Origin of the sequence: Pseudoxanthomonas sp. PXM02 (assembly GCF_014851805.1) — a bacterium.
Taxonomy (GTDB): domain Bacteria; phylum Pseudomonadota; class Gammaproteobacteria; order Xanthomonadales; family Xanthomonadaceae; genus Pseudoxanthomonas_A.
On sequence record NZ_JACVAK010000002.1, the window covers coordinates 538,377 to 563,365 of the forward strand.

The following is a 24,989-nucleotide window of genomic DNA, read 5'->3' on the forward strand; positions in this document are numbered from 1 at the left end:
CACGGAGGTGGACAACGCCCGGGCGCGCAGGATGCGCACCCGGGCGTTGTCGTGTTTGCGTCCGGGGGCGCGCATCGCGGGTGAACGCTCGGGCTAGAATCGCGCGGCGTCCAGATACGGAGACACCATGCCTGCATCGTCACGCCTCATCCCCGCGAACGAGTACCGGCGGGAGCGCTGGAAGAACGGCCTGGGCTGGACGCGCGAGATCGTGCGGGTGCCGGACAGCGATGCGTGGGACTGGCGGCTGTCGATCGCCGAAATCGAACGCGACGCGGCGTTCTCGTCATTTCCCGGCATTGATCGCGAACTTGTGTTGCTCCGTGGAAACGGGCTGCGCCTGACGTTCGACGATGGACGCGCCGTTGACCTGCTTCCGCCGCATGATCGCCTGCGGTTTGCTGGCGAGGATGCGGTGACCGGTGAACTGATCGATGGCGCGACGCACGATTTCAACCTGATGTGGCGGCGTGATCGTGTCCGCGCCGAGCTGCTGCATCGCCCGCTGGTGGGGCCGATGCTGTTCTTCACCGAACCGGGCGTGCACTGGGTCGTCCATCTGATCGCCGGGCAGGCGGCATTCGATGCGGCGGGCGGCCTGGGTCATCTCTGGAGCGGCGACACCGCCATCCTCGTGCCGGGCGAAGAGCGGACGCGTTATGCGCTGCAGGGTGGCGGCGAGCTGCTGGCCATCCGTATCGAAGCTGTCGACGACTGACGATGCCGATCCGTCAATAGACGTCGCGGCGGTAGCGGCCGCTGCTGCGCAGGTCTTCGATCAGCTCGTCGCCGAGCACGGTGCGCAGTGCGGCATCCACCTCGGGTGCCATGCCTGCCAGGCTGCCGCAGACGTAGATCGCGGCGCCCCCGTCGACCCATTGTCGCAAGCGCTCTGCCTGCGCCAGCAAGGCGTGCTGGACATAGCGCTGTTCGCCGCCGTCGCGGGAGAAGGTCAGGTCGAGGTGCTCCAGCGTTCCCTGCGCCTGCCAAGCGAGCAGTTCGTCGGCATGGAAGAAGTCGTGCGCGCGTTGGCGCTCGCCGAACAGCAGCCAATTGCGCGTGGCTCCCGCCCGCGCGCGGGCCTTCAGATGGGCGCGCAGGCCGGCGAGTCCGGTGCCGTTGCCGATCAGGATCATCGGCGTGTCGTCGGCCGGCGGATGGAAGTTGGGATTGCGCCGCACACGCAACGCGATGTCATCTTCCGGGCGCGCGTGCCGGCAGAGCCAGCCGCTGCCCAGCCCCGGCGTGCCGTCCGCGCGCTGCATCAGGCGCACCAGCAGGTGCAATGCGCCGTCCGCAGGTACGGACGCGATCGAGTACTCGCGGTGCGGAAGCGGCGTGCACGCGTTCGCCAACGCCTGGGCGTCCACGGGTACGGCGATGGCATCCCTGTCGGGCCAGTGGCTGCGCGCCAGCACGGCGTCCAGTGCCTGCATTTCGTCCTGCCATCGAACCTGCGTGGCGCCTTGCACGTCGATGAGGCGCAGGAAATCCTCGACGTCCCCGGCGGCATGCCTCGGCCCGATCTCGGCGATGTCGCCGGCCGTCCAGGCAGGCAATGTGCCGTCCTCCGGTGCAAGGGAGAGGTGGTACGCCGGCCCGCCGAGACTGCCAGGATTCAATTCGACACGGTCGCGCAGGCGCCACGACTCGTAGCGGGGTGCCGCCCAGTCCGGCGCCTCATCGCCATTGCCGAGCTGACCGATATGGTGTTGCCAATGGCGCAGTGCGCTGTCGTCGGCGTTGTCGACTTCAACCAGATCGAACATCGGCTGCGCGCCCTGACGCCGGAGCCAGTCGTCCACCTGATGGCCGAAGGCGCAGAACTGCTCGTACTCGCGATCACCCAGCGCCAGCACGGCGTACTGCAAGCCTGTCAGCGGGAGCGATTGCGACATGACCTGGCGTACGAAGCCCAGCGCGGGATCCGGTGGGTCGCCTTCGCCGGTGGTGCTGATCACGAAGACCGCCTTCGTGATGCCTTGCAGGCGCGCTGCATCCAGATGCTCAAGTCCCGCGCGCTGCACGGTGACGCCGCCGTGACGCAGCGAATCAGCCGTCATGTCGGCCAGTTCCATCGCGAAGCCCGTCTGGCTGGCATGCACCACCCACAGGGCGTCGTGTCCGGCGGTGGTGGTGGGTTGCGTAGCCCGGTCGCGCGCGCGCGCGCGGTGCAGGAACCAGCCGACGAGCCCCACATAGGCCAGCACCGAACCCGCCGCCGCGTAGCGGCGTGCCGCGGAGGGCATGGCCTGCCACCAGGCCTCGTCGTGCAAGCCAGCGAGCAGCCAGGCGCACGCGGCCAGTGAAAGCATGACCAGCGCGTTGCCAAGCACCGGAGCGATGTCGCGAGGCTGGACGGACGATGGCGCGCTCATGCGGCGAGATGACGCTCGAAGGCGGGCGTCATCGTTTCCCGCAGGCCGCCAGCATCACGTTGCAGGAAGCGTGCGGCCAAATCCTGGCGGACGGCAAACGCGTGGCCCTCTTCCGGCCCCATTACGGTCAACGCGGTAGCCCAGGCATCGGCATGCATCGCGTCAGCGGCGATCACGGTGACCGCAGCGGCAGCATCCGTCACCGGCTCACCGGTGCGGGGATCGATCGTGTGGGAGTAACGTCGGCCATCGTGCGTATAGGCGTGCCAGCGGTCTCCAGAGGTGGCGACGGCGAGACGATCGAGCGCCAGAACGCGTGGCTCCAGCCCTTCGCTGTCCGCTTCCTCGTCCGGCGAGGATTCCACCAGCACGCGCCAGGGCGTGCCATCGGCCTTGCGCCCGTAGCCATACAGTTCGCCGCCGACTTCGATCAGGGCGGCTTCAACGCCGCGCACACGCAACAGGCGGGCGACGACATCCACGCCGTAGCCCTTGGCAATGGCTGACAGGTCGAGCATCACACCGCCGGGCTGGATGACGCAGCGTTGGACGGCATCAAGCTGCAGTTGTTGCCAACCGACACGAGTGCGTGCCGCAATCAGTTCGTCCATCGCCGGCCTGCCATGTCCCTCAGCGTGCGCGCCAAAGCCCCACGCGGCCACCAGCGGCGACAGGGTGGGATCGAATGCGCCATGGCTGGTGGCTGCAACCTCCAGGGCTGTCTTCAGCACCTGCAGAAAATCGTCCTGCAACGTGAACGAGGTCCCCGCCTGCGCACGATTGAAACGCATGATGTCCGCGTCGGCCTGCCAGGTACTCATCTGCGCCACCACAACGTCGAGACGCGCCTGGATGGCGTCATGCAACGCATGCAGGTCCGGGCGTGCTGCGCTGACGTACTGCACGGACCAGGTGGTGCCCATGGTCTGCCCGCGCAGCGCATGGACGTGCGCCGCGTGTGCGGAGGAAGGGGAGGGGGAGATGGTCATTCCAGTGCGCAACGCCGGACGCGTGTCCGGCGGTGCGGTGAGCACTTACTGCGGCAGGACTTCCAGCGTGGCGACGTAGCTCAGGCGACGCTGCTTGGCCTGCGGCACGGTGGTCTTTTCGTCCTGCGTGCCGGTTTCCAGCCAGTACATACCGGCTTCCGGCCAGGTCACGCTGAACTCGCCATTGGCGTCGGTGGTGACCTTGATCTCTTCCTGCGCGTTGCGATAGCGCGTGCCGCCACGGGTGATCTCGAACTCCAGGCCCGCTGCCGGCTTGCCGTCGACCAGCATCTTGAACTTCGCCGGCTCACCGGCGAACAGGTCGTTGGGATGCGTCACCGGCATCAGCTCGATACCTTCGCCGGTGGCCTTCAGCGCAGTGTCGTTCGGTGAACCGTTGGTCACGAAGGTCTCGATGCGGCCGATGGACTGCGACACCTGCAGGTTCTTCGCGTCCTTCGGCACCTTGGTCGCCAGGTCTTCCGGCTTGGCGCCACGCAGGCCGCCCGGCTTGCCGTCCGCGCCTTCCCAGCGAACCATCAGGCCCTTGTTGACCGTGGCGATGCGGTAGGTGCCCTGCTGCTTCAACTCGACGTCGAACACCGTGCGGTACTTGCCGGTCGCCAGGTTCTGCGCTTCCACCGTGCTGCCGTCGGGCGCGGTGATGGCAAGGCCTTCGGTGCGCAGCGGTACGTGGTTGAAGTAGAACAGGTCGTTGGACACGGCAGCGTCTACCGTGATCCACGGGTTATTGCCGGCGATGACCGTCTGCGAGGGCTGCAGCCAGGCCTTGTGGGCCAGCGCGGTGGCGGGGATGACAGAGGCCAGGGCGATGGCCACGGCAAGGGAACGCTTCATCGGGATCTCCAGCTTCGTAGGGGAATGGAAAGAGGTCAGGGCTTGACGGTCAGCGTGACGGCACCGAGTTCGGAGGTGCCCTGTGCCTTGCCCGATTGCGGCTTGCCCTTGGCGGGCCAAGTGAACGGAATCTTCAACAGTTCGCGTCCACCGACTTCACGCGCGGCTTCCACGACCAGCGTGTACTCGCCGGGGGCGAGCTTCGCCAGGTGCTGCTTGTCGCTGAAGCTCAGAGCGTGCTTGCCGACCGGCTTGGTCGGACCGGTGATGCCGTCCACCGGCACCTGCAGCGTGCGCCCGGACTTGCGCCACCACTGACGCATGTCGGGCAGCCACTTGGTGCCGTGGCCTTCGGAGTTGCTGGTCTGCTGGTACCAGACGGAGAGGTTGGCGGCGACCTTCTGGTCGGCCCCTTCGACCCACACTGCGACGTAAGGGCGGTGGTATTCGGCGACGTTGAGCTTGGGGACTTCGACGTTGACGTCGAGCGTGGCGGCGTAGGCCGGCGTGGCCAGCAGGCCGCTGAGCGCGATGGTCAGCGTGGTGTGGACAGCGATCTTCGACATGCGGTCACTCGTGGGTTCGTGGAGGGGAGTCAGTGAATGAAGAGCAGGGCGATCAGCAGTGGTACCAGCAGGCCCAGGCCGACCATCGGCCAGGTCATGCTGCGCTGCCTGCCATGCAGGTAGAGCAGGAACAGGCCGGTGATACAGAAAACCAGGCAGGCCACGGCGAAGATGTCGAGAAACCATCCCCAGGCCGGGCCGGCATTGCGACCCTTGTGCAGATCGTTGAAGTAGGAGATCCAGCCGCGGTTGGTCTGCTCGTATTCCACCGCGCCGGATTCGCGATCGATGCTCAGCCAGGCGTCGGTGCCCGGACCCGGCATCGAGAGGTAGAGCTCCACATCCGACCATTCCGCGGGTCGCTTGCCGATCGACACCGACAGTTCCTGTTCCAGCCAGCCGGCAATCTCGGCGGGCAGCGGTGCATTGCCCTCCTGCCGGTCTCCCAGCGTCGCGAGCACGGGCGCGGGTATGGTGGCGGTGAGATTGGTGACGTCGGGCGTGGCCTCGATCTTAGAGGCGTGGTTCAGCGTGATCCCCGTGATCGCGAACAGCAGCATCCCGATCAGACAGATCGCCGAACTGATCCAGTGCCACTGATGCAACGTCCGCAGCCAGAAGCCACGGCGCTGTTGCTGGAGGGCAGGGGAGGCGGAAGGGGACAACGGCAGTCTCGACGCAGGGTGTAGCGGCCCGCCATTACATCACAGATGAGAATGGCTCTCAATTGAAGGGGCGTTCCCCTCCCGGTCAGGAGGGGAACGCCTGTGCGGCTCAGAAGTTGACGTTGAAGCTCAGCCAGAAATTGCGGGCCTTGTCCTTGTTGTTGTAGTCGTCCAGCGTCGACAGCGTCCAGCTGCCGTCGTTGTTGTTGATGAACGAGTGCTGGTAGGTAGTGAAATCGCGATCCAGCAGATTGTTGATGCGCACGTTGACGGTCAGCCAATCCGTCGCCTTGTAGGCCGCGCCCAGGTGGAGGACTTCGTAGTCCTTGTAGTAGAGCTGGGCGCCGGTGGCGGCGTCCTGCCCGCGATAGCGCTTGGAGCGCGCCTCTGCGGTCAGGAACATGCTCAGCGGCTCGGAGACCTGCCAGCTGATGGTGGCATTGGCCATGTGCTTGGCGCTGTTGCCCAACGGCAGTCCCTTCTGCGCGCCGCTATTCTGTTCGCTGTCGGTGTAGGTGTAGTTCGCCCGGAAGCTCACGCTGTCGACGATCTGCCAGCGTCCCGCCACTTCCGCACCTTGGATGACCACCTCATCGATGTTGACCGTCTTGGTGCTGGTCGAATAGCCGAGTTCGGCGTACTCGCCCGTGCTGGAGCACACCAGCGTGAAGTTGGCGCCGCAGGGCTGCGACGCGATCTTGTCGTCGAATTCGTTGCGGAACAGCGTCAGGTTGAAGGTGTGGCCCGCCGGGTGCTCCCAATAGGTCGCGATCTCGGTGCTGGTGCTGGTTTCGGGCTGCAAGTCCGGATTGCCGAACATCGGCGACGTGCCCTGGCCGCCGAAGCCCGTGACGCCGTCGTAGAGCTGCGTCGTCTTGGGCGTCTTGAAGCCGGTGCTGATACCGCCCTTGACGGTCCACTGGCTGCTGATGGAGTACACGCCATAGAGGCGCGGGCTGACATGGCTGCCGAATACGTCGTGGTTGTCATAGCGCACACCGCCGGTAAGCGAGAACGGCGCCAGCACTTTCCAGGTGTCCTCCACGAACAGCGAGTACATGTTGTGGTCCTGCGTGCCGCCGGGCACACCCGCTTCCATGCCGAAGACGCCGTCGGTCAGTTCACCCCGGATGACCTGGGTGCCGATCACAGCGGTATGTTCGCCAGCCAGCTCGAAAGGAATATCCAGCTTGGCATCGAGCGTGTACTGCGCGCTTTCCAGTGTGCGCTTCGGGCGCGGCAGCGTGCCCATCAGGGCAGCGTACTGCGCATCGTTGAGGTTCGCCCGCATGACTTCCAGCTTGCGTGCCTCGGACAGGTTGTTCCATGCGTTGGCATTGTTGTATCCAATCGCCGTGCCGGGTGCGCAGTAGCCGCTGCCGCCTACGGTGCCACCCAGGTTGGTGCACGCCGCATTCCACAGCGTCTGCAGTTCCTGGCGTTGATCGACGGTGAACGGCAGGGTGCGGCCATCGTTGTTGGTGGCCACGTGCGACAGCGAGACGAAGCTGTTGCCGAAGCCCCAGTTGCCCTCGTGCGTCAGCGTCCAGCTGTCGCGGGTGAACTCCTGCGTCGGCGCGTAGCCGGCGCGCGGCTCCACGCGGCCATTGTTGCCGATGCGAAGGACGGCACCGTAGTTGTCCACTGTGCCTACCGGATACTCCTCAACGCCGTCGTCGTTGATCTTGATGGCGTTGTCGTACTCCTGCCGTGAAACGTCGTAATCCAGCGTGATGGTCTGGCTGTCGGTTGGCGTCCAGGCCAGGCTGATGCCGCCGGCCTTGTTGGTGTTGTCGACGGTCTTGCCGCCGCCGCCGAAGCCGAGCGACGGCTGGTGCACGACGCCGGAGGGATCGGTCGCGCTGGCATAGACCGGATTGGAGGCATCGCGCTGGTACCAGCTGGCACGTGCACTCAGGCTGAGGGTGCCCGGGACGAGCGGGCCAGTCACGAACAGATCGGCGGTGCTGTCGTCGCCGAACTGATCGTCGCTCTCGAAGGTCCGCGCGAGGGTAGCCGAACCGTGCCAACTGTCCAGCGTCCGCTTGGTGATGATGTTGATGACGCCACCCATCGCGTCTGCGCCGTACAGCGTCGACATGGGGCCGCGGATCACTTCAATGCGTTCGATCGCGTCCAACGGCGGAATGTGGTTGAACTGGTTGCCCTGGAAGCTGTTCGGGTAGATGTCGCCGTGATTGTTCTGGCGCTTGCCGTTGACCAGGATCAGCGTGTAGTCCGAGCCCATGCCGCGCATGGAGATGGTGCCCTGACCGGTCTTGTCGCGCGTTTCGCCGACGTCGACGCCTTCAAGATCGCGCACCGCGTCAAGCAGCGTCATGTAGGGACGCTTGCTCAGCTCTTCACGGGTGATCACGCTGATGCTGGCGGGCGCATCGGTGATCTTCTGTTCGAAGCCTGCGGCGGTCACGACAACGGTATCGAGATCGGTCGCGTCTGTAGCACCATTAGGAGCGATCTGGGCGAAGGCGGGTGCCGCGGTGAGGGCGATCACGGCGACAGCGAGGCGATGGCGGCGCAGGCAAGCGCGCCCGGAGAAACGGGTGTGGGTCATGGCATTCACGAAGTGAGGGAAACGAAGAGCGCGGCGCAGGCTCAGACGCCGGCGCCACGAAGAATCAGCAGAGGGTCACCGGCATGGTGCCGGCGCACACGTCAGACGGTGTGCGGAGGAGGCGCTTGGCCTGGATGCAGACGCAGAACAGGGTCTTCGCGCCGTGCGCACGACTCGGGTTCGGCGCGCCGTGGGATGACGTGCGAGGTCGGGGTCGTAGCGTCAGCACACAGATGAAACGCCAGCGGTAGCGCTGGATCGGCGGCTGGTGCCGTTTGCACCAGCAACGCCTTCAGGCGGGGCTTCTTGGCGGGCGATTCCTGATGCTTCGGTTCCCGCGGGGGATCCTCTTCACTCAGCTCATGCGGAATGAAACTGGCGTTGGAGGTTGCTGCCGACCCACTGCCATCACGACGAACCGTTGTTGCCGCCGAAGCCAGCGTCGCCAGCCCGATAAGGACTAGCAGATACACCGCAGCCATACGCCACGCCGAGCGTGCGCGATGCATCGGCGCACGCGCAGGACGGCAGAGGCTGGGCGAAGGCAGGATCAAGCGGGGTCCCCGGGGCCAGCCGTCACGGCTAGCTGAACGGGACTATAGTAATTGAGAATACTTATCAGATGCAAACAAGGATGAATCTTATTCGCCGAGAGTCTAGACCTCGGCCCACTGCCTCAGGAGGTTGTGGTACACGCCGGTTAGCTGGACCAGCGAAGGGTGCTCAGGCACGTCCTGGGTCAGGCGACGGATCGAGAGGTCCAGTTCAAACATCAGCCGGCGATGGCCATCGTCGCGGACCATGCTCTGCAGCCAGAAGAACGAAGCCACGCGGGCGCCGCGGGTCACCGGCGTGACCCTGTGCAGGCTGGTGCCGGGGTAAAGGACCATGTGCCCGGCGGGCAACTTCACGCTCTGCGTGCCGAACGTGTCCTCGATGATCAGTTCGCCGCCGTCGTAGTCGTCCGGCGCGCTGAGGAAAAGCGTTGCAGAAAGATCGGTGCGGACCGGATCCACGCCGCCACGGCTTCGGTCGTAGCGGATGGCATTGTCGACGTGATAGCCGAACGACTGGCCGCCGCCGTACCGGTTGAACAGGGGCGGATAGATACGTTTGGGTAACGCAGCCGAGAAGAAGGTGCTGTTGCGGGAGAGCGCGTCCAGTATCAGTGCGCCGATTTCCCTCGCCGCTGGAGTGTCTTCCGGCAGTTGGGCGTTGTCTTTCGTCTTTGCTGACTGGTAGCCGGCCGTGATACGGCCGTCGGCCCAGTCGGCAGCGTCGAGCTTGGCCCGCGCCTGAGCGACCTGGGCGGGAGTGAGGACATCGGGGATCGCCAGCAGCATGTGGGACTACCTCGAAAGTACGCCCCGCCCATTGTGCACGGGCGGGGTGTACAGGGACGACGGCGTGAAGCAGATCAGAACTTGAACGTCGCGGTCAGTACGGCAGAGCGCGCGTCGCCGGGCGTTGCCCAGCCGTTGTTGCGGATGCGCGTGTAGAACTCCTTGTCGAACAGGTTGTTGACGTTCAACTGCAGCCCGACATGGTCGTTGATCTGGTAGCCGATCATGGCGCGATGCGTCACGTAATCGGGCGACTTGTACAGCACGGCCGGCGTGGTGTTGGTGATCGGGTTGGCGGTTGGCAGAACGTTGTTGTTGAGGTAGATCTCACCGAGATAGGTGATGCCGTAGCCGAACGTCCAGTTGCTCAGCTGATAGGTCGTCCACAGGTTGAGCGAGTGTTCCGGGGTCGCGGTGAGCGGATTGCCCTTCAACGGGTCCGGGAAATGGGTGCTGTTGCTGCAGTTGACGTTGTCTATGTTGACGGGACTACCGTTAAGCAGGTGGTCGTTCGGATTGGCGGCGCAGTAGTTGGACACACCATTCAAAACTTCGCTGTCCAGATAGGTGTAATTGGCGAAGATCGACCATTCGCGGGTGATGTTGCCAGCCATGCCGAGCGCGACGCCCTGTACGCGAGCCTTGCCGTCGAGCTGCTGCTCGCCAGAAGGGTTCAAGGGGTTGGCAGGGTCAGCGACCTTGTAGTTCTGCCGCTCATTGCGGAACAGCGCGGCGGTCAGCGCAAGGCGATTGTCCAGCAGGTCCCACTTGGTGCCCAGTTCGATGTTGACGGCGGTCTCCGGATCCACCTCGCAAGTCTGCGCGGTGCAGGCACCGTTGACCGACGCCTTGGAAGGCGTTTTGGAGTTCGCATAGGACAGGTAGACCGAGCTGTTATCGGTGGGCTTGAACACCAGGCCGACGCGGTACGAGAACAGATCGTCCTCGTTCTTGAACGTGGTGCCCTTGCCCAGTACGTTGCCGATACCGGTGTTGTCCGGATTGGGGATGGCCGGCGTAGGGGCGGTGTACTGTTTGATGTTCCACGCTGTCGTATCGCCCTCGATTCGCTCGTAGCGTGCGCCGAGGTTCAGCAGGAAGCGCTCGCTGAGCTTCAGCGTGTCGAACACATAGACGGCCTGGTTGCTCAGGGTGCCTTCGGTGCGGCCCGTCAGTGTGTAGTTGACCGGGCCGGTCCAGGTCGAGTCGGGATTGTAGAGATCCATCCTCGGCAGCGTCGCGGGCACGCCGTTGGCGGTGCGCAGCAGGCTGCCGACATCGAGATCGAAGGTCTCTCGCGAGAACGAAACACCCGCCACCAAGGTGTGCTCTACGGCGCCTGTGTTGAAGCGCGTGGTGAGATCGGTCTGGCTGATGGCGATGGCATTACTGGTGTCGCGCGAGTAGCCCCGCGGGCCACTTGGCTGGTACGTGCCTGCGGGCGTGCACACGGCGCCGGTGGCGGGGTTGATGCCGTTCGCCAGGCACCAGGTGCCCTGGGTGGCATCCACCACCGAAAGCTGATCGACCTTCTGGAAGCGGGCGAGGCTGCGCAGGGTAGTGTCGTTGCCGAAATCGTGTTCGAACACGCCCGTCACCGAATCGACGTCGATTTCCTGCTCGTCGATGTTGTGGTAACCGTAGTAGTTGCTGGTATCCACCCCCGGCAGTGGGCCGTTGTTGAACGCGTTCATGTAGTACGGAACGCCGTACTGCGGGACGTTTTCATCGTGCTGGTGGAAATAGCTCAGCGTCAGACGCGTGTCCGAGCCCACGCCGAAGGCCACCGACGGAGCGAAACCCCAGCGCTTGAATTCTTCGTAATCGCGACCCGGCGCATCGTTCTGATGCGCCATCGCGTTCAGTCGAACGGCAATGCCGCTGTCGAGCGAGAAGTTGCTGTCGGCGGTGGCACGCCCGTAGCCATCCGTGCCGGCGCCGAGGGTGTAGGTCTGGAATTCGCCTTCGCGCGCGACCTTGCTTGCGAGGTTGATGTTGCCGCCGACCGAGCCGGCGCCCGACATGGCCGAGTTGGCGCCATTGATCAGTTCGATGGCTTCCAGGTTGAAATTGTCCGTGCGGGTGTACTGCGCGCTATCCCGCACGCCGTCGGTCGTGATGTCGCTGCTGGCGGTGAAGCCGCGCAGGTTGATGCTGTCGCCGTAGCCGCCGCCGCCTTCACCGGCACCGAAGGTGATGCCGGGCAGCGTGCTGAGGACGTCGCGGAGGCCCAACAGGTTCTGCTGTGCCATCACCTCACTGGTGACCACGGTGATGGTCTGCGGCGTGTCGACGAGCTCTTCCGTGTACTTGGGCGAGCTGGCCTTGCGCACGCGTTCGCCGTGCACTTCGACGGTATCGAGCTGTTTGGCCTGGCCAGAGGCATCGGCAGGTGCGTCGCCGGCGGGGGCGGCGAGGACCGGGGCGGTGATCGCCAGCATCAGGGCGGCGGCAAGCGGGGAGTGACGAAGGTTCATGAGCATCCTCAAGGTGATGGAAGCACCCGGTGGCGAAGGCTGGCGGGGGAATGGGGGATCGCTGACGCGGCCGCGGTCGGGCGACGACCGAGGGGCAAAACGGATCAGGGGAGTGACGCGAGGCGCACGTCGATGACGTGCGTGGAGCCTTAGGTCAGGCGCGGGGGGCCACGGCCCAAGGGTGTGTTGCGGCGTACGACACAGGCAGCGTCGTGGAGGCCGTCGGGCACGCGAGGCGCCAGCGCGCAGCGCGCGAGGCGGATGCTATCGAGAGAAAGCTCAGGCTCGGCTTCGGCTTTCGCGAAGTCGGATTCTTGGATCCGCTGGATCGACGGTGCCTTTGAGCAGGACGCGTCATCACGATCAGCCGTCCCCGGCTCGGCGAACGCCTTCCCGTGCTGGGACGGCGGTGTCGCGTAGTCCGCTGCGACGGTGTTGCCGGTGGCCATCGCTGCGCCGGCCACGATCAGCAACATCCAGCCCAAAAGCAGGCGGGAGGCAATCCGGGCAACGAGGGAGGGCGAAGAGGCCAAGCGTGTCCAGCGCAGGACTGCGACAGCCGGTCGCAGGCGGGGCGCCAGAATAATGAGAATTATTCGCGATTGCAACGGAACTTTTACAAGTCGCTGGGCTAGCTGCCCGATCGGACCAAGGGCTCAGTCCCGGTCGTCGCGGGTCCAGACCCCGCCATGCTCGTGCTTGGTGGGGAACTTCACCACCGGGGAGTAGGCCGGTGCGCACAGGGCCCGGCCGTCGCGGACATCGAAGCGCGCCCCATGCAGCACGCATTCGATGCTGGCTTCCGCTGGGTCGTAGCTGCCGGAAGAGAGCTCGAAGTCCTCGTGGCTGCACTTGTCCTCGAGCGCATACACCTCGCCGTCGTGGTTGACGACGAGGATCGGCGTGCCAGTGACCTCGTCGAAGACGGACTTCACTTCACCCGGCAGCAATTCGCCGGTGGCGCAGACGAAGGTCCAGGTCTCGCTCATGCGGGGGCTCCCGTCAGGGGCTTCTCCAGCACTTCGAAGCGCAGGTCGTCGCGCTTAGGGATGCCGTAACGCTCGTCGCCGTAGGGGAATGGCTTCTTGATGCCGGTACGCGCGTAGCCGCGGCGCTCGTAGAAAGCGATCAACTCGTCACGGATGTCGATCACGGTCATCCGCATGGCAGGCAGCTCCCATTCCTCACCGGCGACGCGTTCGGCTTCCGCCAGCAGCGCTTTGCCCACGCCGCCGCCCTGCAGGTCGGGACGTACCGAGAACATGCCGAAGTAGCCCGCGCCGTCCTCTTCCGCCACATGCGCACAGGCCAGCAACAAGCCGGCCCGTTCGGCCAGCACGATGCGGCTGCGATCGCGGTCGATGTCGCCGGCGAGGACGCCGGGATCGATGCGCTGGCCGTCCAGCATGTCGGCTTCGGTGGTCCAACCCTGCTTGCTGGCGTCGCCGCGATAGGCGGACGTGACCAGGGTGACGAGGGCCGGGATATCGGCGTGGACGGCGGGGCGAAAGGTCAGGGGTTCCATGCCGCCCATTGTAGGGCGGCCGACCGTTCTACCGCAGCGTCAGGCCAGCAGGCCGCGTGCCTTCTTCAGCGCGGCGATGAAGCGCTCCACTTCCTCGTGCGTGTTGTAGAACGCGAACGAAGCGCGCAGCGTGGCGGCCACGCCGTAGAACTGCAGCAGCGGGTGGGCGCAGTGCTGGCCGGAGCGGACGGCGACGCCTTCCAGGTCCAGCAGGGTGGCGAGGTCGTGCGCGTGCGCGCCTTCGATCAGGAACGAGATGACCGCGGCCTTCTCGGGCGCCCGACCAAAGATGCGGACGCCGTCGATCCGGTCGAGTTCTTCCGTGGCATGCGCCAGCAACTCGGCTTCACGCGCCTCGACATTCGCCATGCCCAGCGTATCGAGGTAGTCGACGGCCGCGCCCAAGCCGATGAAGCCCGCGATGTTCGGCGTGCCGGCCTCGAACTTGTGTGGCGCGTCGTTGAACACGGTGCCGTCGAAGCTGACTTCCTTGATCATCTCGCCGCCGCCGATGAAGGGCGGCATGGCCTGCAGGTGTTCCTTGCGTGCCCACAGCGCGCCGGTGCCCGTCGGGCCGCACATCTTGTGGCCGGTCAAGGCATAGAAGTCGCAACCGATCGCGGTGACGTCGACTGCACGGTGCGGCACGGCCTGCGAGCCGTCGACCACGGTGACGATGCCGCGCTTGCGCGCCTCGCGACAGATGTCGCGGACCGGATTCACTGTGCCCAGTACGTTCGAAGTATGGGTGACGGCCAGCAGCTTCACGTCGCCAGTCATCGCGGCGTACAGCGCCTCCAGGTCGAGCGTGCCGTTCCGATGGATCTCGGCGACCTTGACGGTGGCGCCGGTGCGTTGCGCGACGAGCTGCCACGGCACGATGTTGGCGTGGTGCTCCATGCGCGACACCAGGATCGTGTCGCCGGCCTTGAGTCGCGGCAGCGCCCACGAATACGCCACCAGGTTGATCGCGAACGTCGTGCCGCTGCACAGCACCAGCTCGTCGGGCCGCACGTTGAGGAAGCACGCGAGTGTCTTGCGCGAGCCTTCGTAGGCCTCGGTCGCCTCGGTGCCCAGCGTGTGCACGGCACGGCTGACATTGGCGTTGTGCCGACGATAGAAGTCATCGACGGTCTGGATGACCGAAGCCGGCTTCTGTCCGGTATTCGCGCTGTCCAGGTAGGTGAGCGGCTTGCCATTCACCTGGCGCGTCAGTAGCGGGAAGTCGGCGCGCACGCGCGCCCAGTCGATTCCGCTCGCCTGCGGCAGCGCTTCGCCGTTCATGCCGTTTCCAGTGCCGCCAGAGCGCCGTCCACGCGCGCCAGCAGGGCCTCGCGCATGTCGGCCGATTCGATGACCGACAGCGGCTCGCGGCAGAACGCCGTAGTCAGCAACTGGCGTGCCTCGGCCTGCGACAGCCCGCGCGAGCGCAGGTAGAACATCGCCGTGGCGTCGAGCTGGCCGACCGTGGCACCGTGCGCCGCCTTCACTTCGTCGGCGTGGATCTCGAGCACGGGCTGGGTGTCGATCTCGGCGTTGTCCGACAGCAGCAGGTTCTTGTTCGATAGCGCTGCGTCGGTGCCATCGGCGCCTTCGCGGATCAGGATGCCGCCATGGAACACCACGCGGCCGCGTCCTGCGCCCAGGCCGCGCCAGGTCAATGCACACCCGGTGTCGCGACCGATGTGGTCGATGCCCAGGCGGGTGTCGACATGACGTCGACCGCCGGCCAGCAGCACGCCGTTCGCGCTGAGGCGCGCATTGTCGCCTTCCAGCCGGACGTTCAGTTCATGCCGCGACAGCGCAGCGCCGAGTTCCAGGTCGACGCGGCGGTAGTCCGCGTCGCGGGCCAGCACCGCGTCGGTGCGCAGCAGCGTGGTGGCGCGGTCGCTGTCGTTCTGCACGCGGGCATGCGTCAGCGTGGCGCCTTGCGCCAGGTGCACATGGCTGAGTGCGTTGATGAAGTGCGCGTGTGGCGTGGCGGCGATGTGGTGCTCGACCACCGACAGCGACGCGCCCGCGCGCAGTTCGATCAGGTTGCGCAGGTGCCATGCGCGGTCCGCATCGTCGGCCGTTCCGATGAAGACCAGGTGTAGCGGCTTGTCGCTGCGCACCTCGGGCTCGGCGCGCAGCAGCACGCCTTCGGTGGCCAGCGCGGCGTTGAGGCGCGCGAACACTTCATCGCTGCGCTCGAACCGGCGTTGCAGGAAGCGCGCGGCGTCACCGCCTTCGGACAGCGCCTCGGACAGCAGTTGCAGGCTGACGCCGTCCGGCAGGTCGGTGGTCAGCGACAGCGCCACCGAGTAGCGGCCGTTGACGAACACCGCGCGCGGCGCCGGGATGTCGGCCAGCAGCATCGGGTCCAGCGCCGGCAGCGTGTCCACCGGCTGGAAGCTGCGACGCTCCAGCTGGCGCAGCGAGGTGTACTTCCAGGCTTCGGTACGCGGGCCGGGCAGGCCGTCGCGCAGCGCCTCGTCCAACACGGCGCGGCGCGCGGCGTCGCCGCTGAAGCCTGCCGACAGGGAATCCAGCAACGCGCTCATCAGGCTGCCTGCTCCGGCGCCACGCGGTCCTTGATCCACGCATAACCGTGCTGCTCGAGCTCCAGCGCCAGTTCGGGGCCGCCGCTCTCGACGATGCGACCGCCCGCCAGCACGTGCACCACGTCCGGCTTGATGTAGTCGAGCAGGCGCTGGTAATGGGTGATGACCAGGAAGGCGCGGTCCGGTGAGCGCAGGGCGTTGACGCCATCGGCGACGTTCTTCAGCGCGTCGATGTCCAGGCCGCTGTCGGTCTCGTCCAGGATGGCCAGCTTCGGTTCCAGCACGGCCAGCTGGAAGATCTCGTTGCGCTTCTTCTCGCCGCCGCTGAAACCTTCGTTGACGCCGCGATGCAGCAGTTCGTCCTTCAGGTGCAGCACGGCCAGCTTCTCGCGCACCAGCTTGAGGAACTGCATGGAATCCAGCTCCGACTCGCCGCGCGCCTTGCGCTGCGCGTTGAGCGCCGCACGCAGGAAATAGGTGTTGTTCACGCCCGGAATCTCGACCGGGTACTGGAAGGCCAGGAACACGCCGGCGGCGGCGCGTTCTTCCGGGTCCAGCTCCAGCAGCGGCTTGCCGTCGAACTCGACGCTGCCGTCGGTGACCTCATAGCCCTCGCGCCCGGCCAGGATGTTGCCCAGCGTGGACTTGCCGGCGCCGTTGGGGCCCATGATGGCGTGCACTTCGCCCGGCTTCACTTCCAGCGAAAGGCCCTTGAGGATGTCCTTGCCGGCGACGCTGGCGTGGAGGTTGTCGATCTTCAGCATGTTCGTTTCCGTTTGATTCTTTTGAGCCCCTCTCCCATCGGGAGAGGGGTTGGGGTGAGGGGCGATGGAGTCCGGATCTTTGAGGCCACCGGACTTCGTTGCCCCTCATCCGCCCTACGGGCACCTTCTCCCGGAGGGAGAAGGGAGAAGCCTTATCCCACGCTGCCTTCCAGCGACACTTCCAGCAGCTTCTTCGCTTCCACCGCGAATTCCATCGGCAGTTCGCGGAAGACCTGCTTGCAGAAGCCGTCGACGATCATGCTGACGGCGTCTTCCTGGCCGATGCCGCGGGCGCGGCAGTAGAACAGCTGGTCGTCGCTGATCTTGGAGGTGGTGGCCTCGTGCTCCAGCGTCGCGGTGGGGTTCTTCACTTCAATGTAGGGGAAGGTGTGCGCGCCGCACTTCTTGCCGATCAGCAGGCTGTCGCACTGGGTGTAGTTGCGCGCGCCGTCGGCGTTGCGGTCCACCTTCACCAGGCCGCGGTAGGTGTTCTGGCCGCGGCCGGCGCTGATGCCCTTGCTGACGATCTTGGACTTGGTGCGCTTGCCCACGTGGATCATCTTGGTGCCGGTGTCCGCCTGCTGGCGGTGGTGGGTCAGCGCGACCGAGTGGAACTCGCCCACCGAGTCGTCGCCCAGCAGCACGCAGGACGGATACTTCCAGGTGATCGCCGAACCGGTTTCCACCTGCGTCCACGTCACCTTGCTGCGCGCGCCGCGGCATTCGGCGCGCTTGGTCACGAAGTTGTAGATGCCGCCGCGGCCTTCCTCGTCGCCCGGGTACCAGTTCTGCACCGTCGAATACTTGATCTCGGCGTCTTCCAGCGCGACCAGCTCGACCACTGCCGCGTGCAGCTGGTTCTCGTCGCGCATCGGCGCGGTGCAGCCTTCCAGGTACGAGACGTAGGCCTTGTCCTCGCAGATGATCAGCGTGCGCTCGAACTGGCCGGTGTGGCCCGCGTTGATGCGGAAGTAGGTGCTCAGCTCCATCGGGCAACGCACGCCCTTGGGGATGAATACGAAGCTGCCGTCGGAGAACACCGCCGAATTCAGCGCGGCGAAGTAGTTGTCGCCCACCGGCACCACGCTGCCCAGATACTGCTTCACCAGCTCCGGGTATTCCTTGATGGCTTCGCTCATCGAGCAGAAGATCACGCCCTTCTCGGCCAGCTCCTTGCGGAACGTGGTGCCGACGGACACGGAGTCGAACACCGCATCCACCGCCACGCCGGCCAGCTTGGCGCGCTCGTGCAGCGGCACGCCCAGCTTGTCGTAGGTGTCCAGCAGTTCCTGCGGGACCTCATCCAGCGAGGCGTACTTGGCCTTCGGCGCGGAGTAGTAGCTGACGGCCTGGAAGTCGATCGGCGCGATCTTCAGCTTGGCCCAGTGCGGGACCGGCATGGTCAGCCAGTGGCGGTAGGCCGCCAGGCGCCATTCGGTCATCCACTCCGGTTCGTCCTTCTTGGCGGACAGGGCGCGCACCACGTCCTCGTCGAGGCCGGGCGGCAGCGAGTCGGATTCGATGTCGGTAATGAAGCCGGCGTCGTAGCGACGTCCCAGCTGTTCCAGGATTTCAGCGTTCTCGGTGGCCATCGGGCTGCCTACGGTTCAACGGGTCGCGACCTGCACGGCGATGGGTCGCCTGCGCACGTCGTCGGAAGAGGAAGGGGGAGGGGTGATCATCTGGGCGAGGGTGAAGCCGCGCAGGGCGTCGGCCACCACGTCGTTGATCAGCCGCCAGTTGGCGCGCGCGCCGCACTGGTGGGCGATGCCGCACTGGCTTTCGCTCTGGCTGCACTCGGTCATCGCCAGCGGACCTTCCATGGCCTCGACGATCTCCACCAGGTTGATGTCGGAGGCGTCGCGGCTCAGGCGGTAGCCGCCATGCGCGCCGCGCAGGCCCTCGACCAGGCCGGCCTGGGCCAGCGGCTTCAGCACCTTGCTGACGGTGGGGGTCTCCAGGCCGGAGTGTTCGGCCAGGTCGGACGCACTGAGCACCTCGCCCGGCCGCGCGGCGAGCACGGTCAGGACCACGGTGGCGTAGTCGGTCAGCTTGGTGACGCGGAGCATGGGGGGAAGGGACTCTGAAAACGTACCGAAATTGTACGCTTTAACGCCGCCGGGCTCAAACCCCGGGGTTTTCCCCGTTCAGGCGCGTGCCCGGCTGACGAATGTCACCCGCGATGGCTGACGGCTGCGACTGATGCCGGAGGGCGTGGATCGGGAACATGGGCCCCGTCCACTCCCGGACGGCCTTCTTCACAGGATCCTCGCCATGAACACCATGCACGGTCATTCCGACGCCACCTCCTCCACCCGTGGCCTCGACCAGGGTTTCCTGTGGCGCGTGCTGCTGGCCATCGGCGGCGTCTACCTGGCGGTGAAGCTGTTCCGCGGCCTGGGCCAGGTGTTCTGGACCGTCTTCGGACTGGCGATGGGCCTGGTGTGGATGTTCAACGGCCGCGTGTTTCCGTGGGGCTGAGGCATCGCCGGCCGCTCACTTCGCGGCCGGCGCCTCCGGCAGCACCATGCCGAAGTACGGCAGCGGCGGCGCCTTGCCGGGCGGCAGCGCCTCGGGCGCGGGCTGGCCGGCGGCACCCAGCGCATGCACGAAGCGGTAGATCGCGCGGCGGTCCGTTTCCGTCATGTCGCGCACGGCGAAGTCCGGCATGATCGGCCGCGTGCGCAGGTTGGCGCTGTACTCCAGCCATTGCGCCTCGGTCAGCTGCTGCATGCGCAGCCGCAGGTTGGTGGGATAGGTCGTTCCCCACGGGCCGTTGAACCCCATCGGCGAGCCGACCAGCCAGGTGTCCTGGGCGACTTTGCCGCCAGCCTCTGCATATCCCGGCGTGTGGCAGTCGTTGCAGCCGGCGATCTTCACCAGGTATTCGCCGCGCGCCCGCAGGTCGGCGTCGGACGGCGTCGCCGCGGGCAACGTCGCGAGTGCACGCGGCGCTTCGGACTGGCAGGCGGCCAGCGCGAGCAGCAGCACGGGCAGGGACAGGGAACGGATCGGGCGCATGGCGAAGGCTCTGCAGGGGCAATGCGGCTTCGAACGCGCCGTTCCACGCGAACCGGCCACCGCTCGACGGACGGCGATTCAGGTCATGGATTTGGGAATCCCGCGGGCATGGGCGAGAATCCCGCCTCCACCTTCCCCCTGGACGCCGCATGCCCCGCAAGATCGAAGCCCGCCAATCCGACATCCACGGCAACGGCGTGTTCGCCATCGCCCCGATCGAGAAGGGCGAGCGCGTGGTGGAGTACAAGGGCAAGCGTCGCAGCCACGACGAAGTGGACGAAGACGACACCGGCGACGTGGAATCCGGCCACACCTTCCTGTTCACGCTCAATGACGAATACGTCATCGACGCGAACCACAAGGGCAACAAGGCGCGCTGGATCAACCACAGCTGCGATCCGAACTGCGAAGCGGTCATCGAGGAGCACGACGGCAAGAACCGCAAGAAGGACAAGGTGTTCATCGAAGCGATCCGCGCGATCAAGCCGGGCGAGGAACTGACCTACAACTACGGCATCGTGCTGGCCGAGCCGCACACCGCCCGCCTCAAGAAGGTCTGGGCCTGCCGTTGCGGCAGCAAGAAGTGCACGGGTACGATGCTGCAACCCAAGAAGGGCCGCTGACCCCGGCACGCTCCTTCGCAGGCACGGATGCCGCAGAACACCCGAAGGTTGAAATGACCGAAGGCAGGTGTGGTCCGTCCTTCCCGTCGCTACCTTGCGCGCACCGGACCACCACCCGACTTCCATGAACCTCTTCCGTTCTGCCTGCGCGCTCGCGTTGGCCCTGCCCTGCAGCCTTGTCCACGCCGTCGAAATCGACGGCCGCATCGATCCCGCCGAATGGCAGGGCGCCCGGCACATCGCCGACTTCCGCAAGACCCAGCCGCTGACCGGTGAACCCGGCTCGCTGCCCACCGAAGCCTGGGTGCTGGCCACGCCCGACGGCCTGGCCATCGCCTTCCGCGCCACGCACCCGGCCAGCGTGCCGCGCACGCGGCAGAAGGTGCAGCGCGACTTCGACGCGCAGGTCGATCGCGTCAACGCCTTCATCGATTTCGATGGTGACGGCCGCACCGGCTACGCCTTCACCGTCAGCTCCACCGGCGGCATCGCCGACGAGATCATCACCAACGAAAACCAGTTCAGCGACGACTGGGACGGCCAGTGGCGGCATGCCGTCAGCGAGGACGAACAGGGTTGGTCGGTCGAACTGCTGATCCCCTGGCATACCGCGCCGATGCGCGATGGCACCGACGGCCAGCGCACGCTCAAGATCTTCCTGGCGCGCGTCATCGGCGCCACCGGCGAGCGCATGGCGTGGCCGTCGGCCAGCTTCGAACGGCCGCGCTTCCTGTCCGACTTCGCGCCGATCACCGTGCCCCAGTACGACCAGTCGCTGCTGGCCATCACGCCCTACGTGTCCGGCCTGTACGACAACGTCGGCGGTGGCAGCGACTTCAACGCCGGCGCCGACCTGTTCTGGAAGCCGAACGGCCGCTTCCAGCTGACCGCGACGTTGAAGCCGGACTTCGGCCAGGTGGAAGCGGACGACCTGGTCGTCAATTTCAGCGCCACCGAGACCTTCATCAGCGACAAGCGCCCGTTCTTCACCGAGAACCAGGGCATCTTCGAACTGACCACGCCGTCGGACGACAGCCAGCAGCTGTACACGCGGCGCGTGGGCAGCACCGGCGACATCACCGCGGCGGTGAAATTGAACGGCAGCCTGGGCAAGGTCAACTACGGCCTGTTCACCGCCGACGAGGACGGCACGACCGGACGCAGCTACCACGCGCTGCGGCTGGTGCGCGATTTCGAGACGCAGAACCTGGGCGCGATGCTGACCCGTGTCGACGACCCTTGGCGCGACCGCGAGGCCACCGTGCTGGGCGTGGACCACAACTGGCGGCCGACCGCGCGCTGGAACATCCGCACCCGCCTGCTGGGCAGCCGCATCGACCAGGCCACCACCGGAACCGACGACGTCGGCGCCACGGTGTGGGCCGACTACGAGATGGACCACGGCTGGCGCCAGCAGTGGATCGCCATGCACTTCGGCAACGACCTGCAACTCAACGACTTCGGCTACCTGTCGCGCAACAGCACCAACTACCTGCACTGGGAACTGCGCAAGCGCTTCACCGGCCTGCCGGAGGCGTCGCGCTATTCGTCGAAGGACTGGCGCTGGCGCGTCAGCAGCAGCCACAACAACCATGGCGACAAGCTCAACGACCAGTTCCGCGTCAGCCGCGAGGGCCAGTTGCGCAACGGCAGTTACGAGTACGGCCAGATCAACGTCAACAGCGCCGGCCTCAACGACACGCTGCTGCGTGGCAACGGCGTGGTGCGCATGCCCGCCAACTTCAACACTTATTTCGAGTACGAGCGGCCGCGCAAGGGCGACTGGGCGCATGAGACCGAAATCGAAGCGTTCACCGGCGGACTGGCCGGCAACCGCAAGCTGGGTGCGGGCCTGGGCTACACCGCCACGTACTTCGTCAACGACGCCTTCAGCGTGTACGCCGGCGGCTACGCGATCTACACGCCGGACTGGCTGGTGTGGCAGGGCGAAGACCTGGTGGGCGGCTTCACGCGCCGCCAGTTCGACCTCAGCGCCGGCCTGGACTGGGTGATCGATCCGCGCCACGAACTGCGGGTGAAGATGCAGGCCATCGCACTGGATGCGCGCGTGAACGATGCGTGGCGCTTCGACCCGCGCGGTCATGCGGTGGCGGTGAACGACACCGTCGACGACTTCAGCGTGCGCAACCTGGGCTTCCAGATCCGCTACCGCTACGAGCTGGCGCCGCTGTCCTATCTGTACGTGGTGTACGCGCGCGGTGGTTATGAGCAGCGCACCGGTACCGAAGGCGTCGACGACCTGCTGCAGGACAGCCTGCGTCTGCGCGATGACGAGCAGCTGGTCGTCAAGCTGAGCTACCGCTTCGAGATCTGACGGCGGCGCCGTCGCAACACGGCGCGCAAGCCTCCGAAACCCGACCGCCGGTATCGAGCACCTTGCGCGCGAGTCCTGGCGATTCGCACGCAAGCGTCACGGAGTCGCGCCCGACCCTCGGGCGCCTTGCGCGCAAGCCCTGGCGTCTTGCGGCCGAGTCTCCACGGCTTGCACGCAAGCAGAAAAGACGTGCGCGTCGAGCGGTGGGGGCTCGTGCGCAAGGCTGCGGAACTCGCGTGCGGGATGCGGCCGTCTTGCGCGCAAGACGTCAGAACTCGCGCGCAAGCCGCCCGGACCCAAATGTCGGTTTCCACGCCTTGCGCGCAAGCCTCCGAGGCTTGCGCGCGACATGGAGGCGGTTGCGCGCAAGGCGCAGGATCCCGGCGCTACCGTGCTGGCGCGGGATCTTCCTCTGTAATGTGAGACGAACCGCCGCCGGGCGGTTCCCGCGCAATCAGGGCGTAGCGCCGGTCGCGAGTTGCAGTTCCACGTGGCCATCGCGGATGCGCAGCGACTCCGCCGACAGCGTGCCGGGCACCTGCGCCAGGTCTTCGTCGGTCAGGCGGTACAGCGGCCGGGTCTGCGCGTACTCGCGGATCAGGTCCTGCAGCACTTCGCGCGAACCGCCCGGCAGGCCGCGACCGCCGGCGCCGGTGCCGAGATGTTCCAGCTGCGGGTCCACCAGGTGCAGGCCACGCGTGCCGGGGTCGTAGCGCAGGCCGCTGCTGACCACCACGTTGCCGTTCTCCAGCCGCTCGCCGCTGACCAGCGCGATGTCGTAGTTCATCCGCAACTGCAGGCGCTCGCCCGGCGTGGGAATGCGCACGTCGGGATCGCTCAGCGTGAGCGAGGCAAAGCCCTGCAGCAGGTCCTGTTCCATCGGGAAGCCGGCGCGTGCGGCGGACTGCAACTGCGCCGCGGTGAAGCGCAGCGTGTTGTCGGTCGCCGCCTGCGTGAGCAGGGGCAGGGTGGCCAGGGCGACCAGCGCCACACGGGCGAAGAAGGTCTTCATCATCGTCGTCCTCACTGCAGGTGGATGACCACGCGGCCGTTGTCGATCTGCGTGCTGCCGATGCGCTTGCTGGCGGGCAGCCGCTTCAGCACGTCGCTGTCGATGCGGTAGACCGGTTCGCTGCGCGCGTATTCGGCCAGCACGGTGTTCACCATCTGGCGCGTGCCGCCGGACATCAGCGAACCGGCGCCGGGCACGTCGACCGACAGGATTTCGGGGTTGTCCAGGTGCAGGCCCTGGGTGGCGGGGTCGTAGCGCAGCCGGCTGGCGACCGCGAAGTGGCCGCGGCTGACATCGCGCGCGCCGAGGGCGCTGACGCCGATGTCGAAATCCAGCCGCAGGCGGTCGTCGCCCGACGGGATGCTCAGGCGCGGATTGGTCAGCGTGGCCGATACCAGGCCGCCCAGCTTGTCGAATTCGCGCGGAAAACTCTGGTTGAGATAGCGCTGCAGTTGCGGCTGGGTGAAGTTGATCTCGTTGCCGAACAGGCCGGTGACGGCGTTGAGCGTGCTGCAGCCGGCCACGACCAGGGTGGCGCCGGCGGCGAGCGTGGCAAGCAGGAAACGGCGGCGTGTGCGCATGGACGGCTCCGGAAGGAATGGCCGCACCTTAGCCGGCGCCGCCTGTCCGGCAACTAACCGTGCGCCCGGTGTGCGCGCGGCCGGTTTACTAGGTGCGCGACTGTGTCGCCAGCCGCAGGCCCAGCGCGATGAAGACGCTGCCGGTGATCCTGCGCATCCAGCGTGCCCCGCGCGCGCTGCCGGCGAAGCGGCGCCCCATGCGGCCCACCAACCAGGACAGCAGGAGGCTGTGGCACAGGCCGATGGCGGACAGGATCAGCCCCAGCAGCAGGAACTGCAGCGGCACCGCGCCGCGCGCCGGATCGACGAACTGCGGCAGGAACGCCAGGAAGAACAGCGCCACCTTCGGGTTGAGGACGCCGGTGAGCACGGAGCGCAGGAATACCTGCCGCGCGGGCACGGCCACCACGGGAGCGGCGGAAGGGTCCGCCGCGGGATCGCGCTCGCGCCACGCCTGGATGCCGAGCCACACCAGATACGCGGCGCCGGCGTACTTGACGATTTCGAACGCCAGCGCGGATGTCGCCAATACCGCAGACAGGCCCAGGCCCGCGGCCACCGCGTGGATCAGCGTGGCGGTTTCCAGTCCCAGTGCCGCCTGCGCGCCGCGGCGCACGCCGCCGGAAGCGCTCTGCGCGACGATCCACGCCGTGCCGGGGCCCGGAATCAGCACCAGCACGGCCGCGGCGGCGGTGTAGGCCAGCAGGGTAGTGGTGTCGAACATGGCCTGCTGC

The 24,989-nt window shown here is 66.4% G+C and carries 24 protein-coding genes; 4 read left to right on the top strand and 20 right to left on the bottom strand.

Going from position 1 to position 24,989, the window contains the following annotated elements:
• Positions 1–127: 127 nt before the first annotated feature.
• Entirely contained in the window at positions 128–718 is a 591-nt protein-coding gene (locus IB225_RS11280) for a HutD family protein (protein WP_192311338.1), read from the top strand.
• A 13-nt stretch (positions 719–731) separates the two neighbouring features.
• On the opposite strand, the gene IB225_RS11285 is transcribed toward IB225_RS11280, so the two are convergent.
• The 16 genes from IB225_RS11285 to IB225_RS11360 all read right to left on the bottom strand — a co-directional run bounded on the left by IB225_RS11285 (position 732) and on the right by IB225_RS11360 (position 18,752).
• Entirely contained in the window at positions 732–2,315 is a 1,584-nt protein-coding gene (locus tag IB225_RS11285; protein WP_225583698.1) for a flavodoxin domain-containing protein, read from the bottom strand.
• A 59-nt stretch (positions 2,316–2,374) separates the two neighbouring features.
• A complete protein-coding gene (locus tag IB225_RS11290) occupies positions 2,375–3,367 on the bottom strand; it encodes an FAD:protein FMN transferase (protein ID WP_225583700.1) in 993 nt (330 codons plus the stop codon).
• Positions 3,368–3,412: 45 nt separating this feature from the next.
• Positions 3,413–4,225 carry a DUF4198 domain-containing protein gene (locus IB225_RS11295; RefSeq protein ID WP_192311340.1) on the bottom strand — a complete coding sequence of 271 codons (813 nt, stop codon included), beginning with the start codon at positions 4,223–4,225 and terminating at the stop codon, positions 3,413–3,415.
• A 35-nt stretch (positions 4,226–4,260) separates the two neighbouring features.
• The gene (locus IB225_RS11300) at positions 4,261–4,791 is read right to left on the bottom strand and encodes a DUF2271 domain-containing protein (RefSeq protein ID WP_192311341.1); all 531 of its coding nucleotides are present in this window, start codon (positions 4,789–4,791) and stop codon (positions 4,261–4,263) included.
• Between the two features lie 29 nt (positions 4,792–4,820).
• Positions 4,821–5,456, bottom strand: a complete 636-nt coding sequence (locus IB225_RS11305; RefSeq protein ID WP_192311342.1) for a PepSY-associated TM helix domain-containing protein — start codon at positions 5,454–5,456, stop codon at positions 4,821–4,823.
• A 109-nt stretch (positions 5,457–5,565) separates the two neighbouring features.
• Positions 5,566–8,031, bottom strand: a complete 2,466-nt coding sequence (locus tag IB225_RS11310; RefSeq protein WP_192311343.1) for a TonB-dependent receptor — start codon at positions 8,029–8,031, stop codon at positions 5,566–5,568.
• Positions 8,032–8,687: 656 nt separating this feature from the next.
• A complete protein-coding gene (locus tag IB225_RS11315; RefSeq protein ID WP_192311344.1) occupies positions 8,688–9,374 on the bottom strand; it encodes a Fe2+-dependent dioxygenase in 687 nt (228 codons plus the stop codon).
• A 74-nt stretch (positions 9,375–9,448) separates the two neighbouring features.
• Positions 9,449–11,851, bottom strand: a complete 2,403-nt coding sequence (locus IB225_RS11320) for a TonB-dependent receptor (RefSeq protein WP_192311345.1) — start codon at positions 11,849–11,851, stop codon at positions 9,449–9,451.
• Positions 11,852–12,000: 149 nt separating this feature from the next.
• Positions 12,001–12,327 (bottom strand): hypothetical protein, encoded by a 327-nt coding sequence (locus IB225_RS11325; RefSeq protein ID WP_192311346.1) that lies wholly within the window; start codon positions 12,325–12,327, stop codon positions 12,001–12,003.
• Between the two features lie 180 nt (positions 12,328–12,507).
• Positions 12,508–12,840 carry a non-heme iron oxygenase ferredoxin subunit gene (locus IB225_RS11330; RefSeq protein WP_192311347.1) on the bottom strand — a complete coding sequence of 111 codons (333 nt, stop codon included), beginning with the start codon at positions 12,838–12,840 and terminating at the stop codon, positions 12,508–12,510.
• A complete protein-coding gene (locus IB225_RS11335) occupies positions 12,837–13,376 on the bottom strand; it encodes a GNAT family N-acetyltransferase (protein WP_192311348.1) in 540 nt (179 codons plus the stop codon). The genes IB225_RS11330 and IB225_RS11335 overlap by 4 nt, the downstream gene beginning before the upstream one ends.
• A 39-nt stretch (positions 13,377–13,415) precedes the next feature.
• Complete coding sequence (locus IB225_RS11340; protein WP_192311349.1) at positions 13,416–14,660, bottom strand: cysteine desulfurase; 1,245 nt, start codon at positions 14,658–14,660, stop codon at positions 13,416–13,418.
• A complete protein-coding gene (gene sufD, locus IB225_RS11345; protein WP_192311350.1) occupies positions 14,657–15,919 on the bottom strand; it encodes a Fe-S cluster assembly protein SufD in 1,263 nt (420 codons plus the stop codon). The genes IB225_RS11340 and sufD overlap by 4 nt, the downstream gene beginning before the upstream one ends.
• Positions 15,919–16,683 carry a Fe-S cluster assembly ATPase SufC gene (sufC, locus tag IB225_RS11350; protein WP_192311351.1) on the bottom strand — a complete coding sequence of 255 codons (765 nt, stop codon included), beginning with the start codon at positions 16,681–16,683 and terminating at the stop codon, positions 15,919–15,921. The genes sufD and sufC overlap by 1 nt, the downstream gene beginning before the upstream one ends.
• Before the next feature lie 152 nt (positions 16,684–16,835).
• The gene (sufB, locus tag IB225_RS11355; protein WP_192311352.1) at positions 16,836–18,275 is read right to left on the bottom strand and encodes a Fe-S cluster assembly protein SufB; all 1,440 of its coding nucleotides are present in this window, start codon (positions 18,273–18,275) and stop codon (positions 16,836–16,838) included.
• A gap of 15 nt (positions 18,276–18,290) precedes the next feature.
• Positions 18,291–18,752 (bottom strand): SUF system Fe-S cluster assembly regulator, encoded by a 462-nt coding sequence (locus tag IB225_RS11360; protein ID WP_192311353.1) that lies wholly within the window; start codon positions 18,750–18,752, stop codon positions 18,291–18,293.
• 205 nt (positions 18,753–18,957) lie between these two features.
• Between IB225_RS11360 and IB225_RS11365 the strand changes: the two genes are divergently transcribed.
• Entirely contained in the window at positions 18,958–19,164 is a 207-nt protein-coding gene (locus tag IB225_RS11365) for a hypothetical protein (RefSeq protein ID WP_192311354.1), read from the top strand.
• 15 nt (positions 19,165–19,179) lie between these two features.
• Here IB225_RS11365 and IB225_RS11370 read toward each other — a convergent pair whose 3' ends face one another.
• Positions 19,180–19,704 carry a cytochrome C gene (locus tag IB225_RS11370; RefSeq protein ID WP_192311355.1) on the bottom strand — a complete coding sequence of 175 codons (525 nt, stop codon included), beginning with the start codon at positions 19,702–19,704 and terminating at the stop codon, positions 19,180–19,182.
• Between the two features lie 149 nt (positions 19,705–19,853).
• On the opposite strand from IB225_RS11370, the gene IB225_RS11375 reads away from it, so the two are divergent.
• Together IB225_RS11375 and IB225_RS11380 are read left to right on the top strand one after the other, a co-directional pair.
• Positions 19,854–20,327, top strand: coding sequence for an SET domain-containing protein-lysine N-methyltransferase (locus tag IB225_RS11375; protein ID WP_192311356.1), 474 nt, complete (start codon positions 19,854–19,856; stop codon positions 20,325–20,327).
• 124 nt (positions 20,328–20,451) lie between these two features.
• Positions 20,452–22,662 (top strand): DUF5916 domain-containing protein, encoded by a 2,211-nt coding sequence (locus IB225_RS11380; protein WP_192311357.1) that lies wholly within the window; start codon positions 20,452–20,454, stop codon positions 22,660–22,662.
• Between the two features lie 454 nt (positions 22,663–23,116).
• On the opposite strand, the gene IB225_RS11385 is transcribed toward IB225_RS11380, so the two are convergent.
• From IB225_RS11385 to IB225_RS11395, 3 genes are all read right to left on the bottom strand, one after another.
• Complete coding sequence (locus IB225_RS11385) at positions 23,117–23,674, bottom strand: DUF1439 domain-containing protein (RefSeq protein ID WP_192311358.1); 558 nt, start codon at positions 23,672–23,674, stop codon at positions 23,117–23,119.
• A gap of 11 nt (positions 23,675–23,685) precedes the next feature.
• Complete coding sequence (locus IB225_RS11390) at positions 23,686–24,255, bottom strand: DUF1439 domain-containing protein (protein WP_192311359.1); 570 nt, start codon at positions 24,253–24,255, stop codon at positions 23,686–23,688.
• 88 nt (positions 24,256–24,343) lie between these two features.
• Positions 24,344–24,979 (bottom strand): LysE family translocator, encoded by a 636-nt coding sequence (locus IB225_RS11395; RefSeq protein WP_192311360.1) that lies wholly within the window; start codon positions 24,977–24,979, stop codon positions 24,344–24,346.
• Positions 24,980–24,989 lie beyond the last annotated feature (10 nt).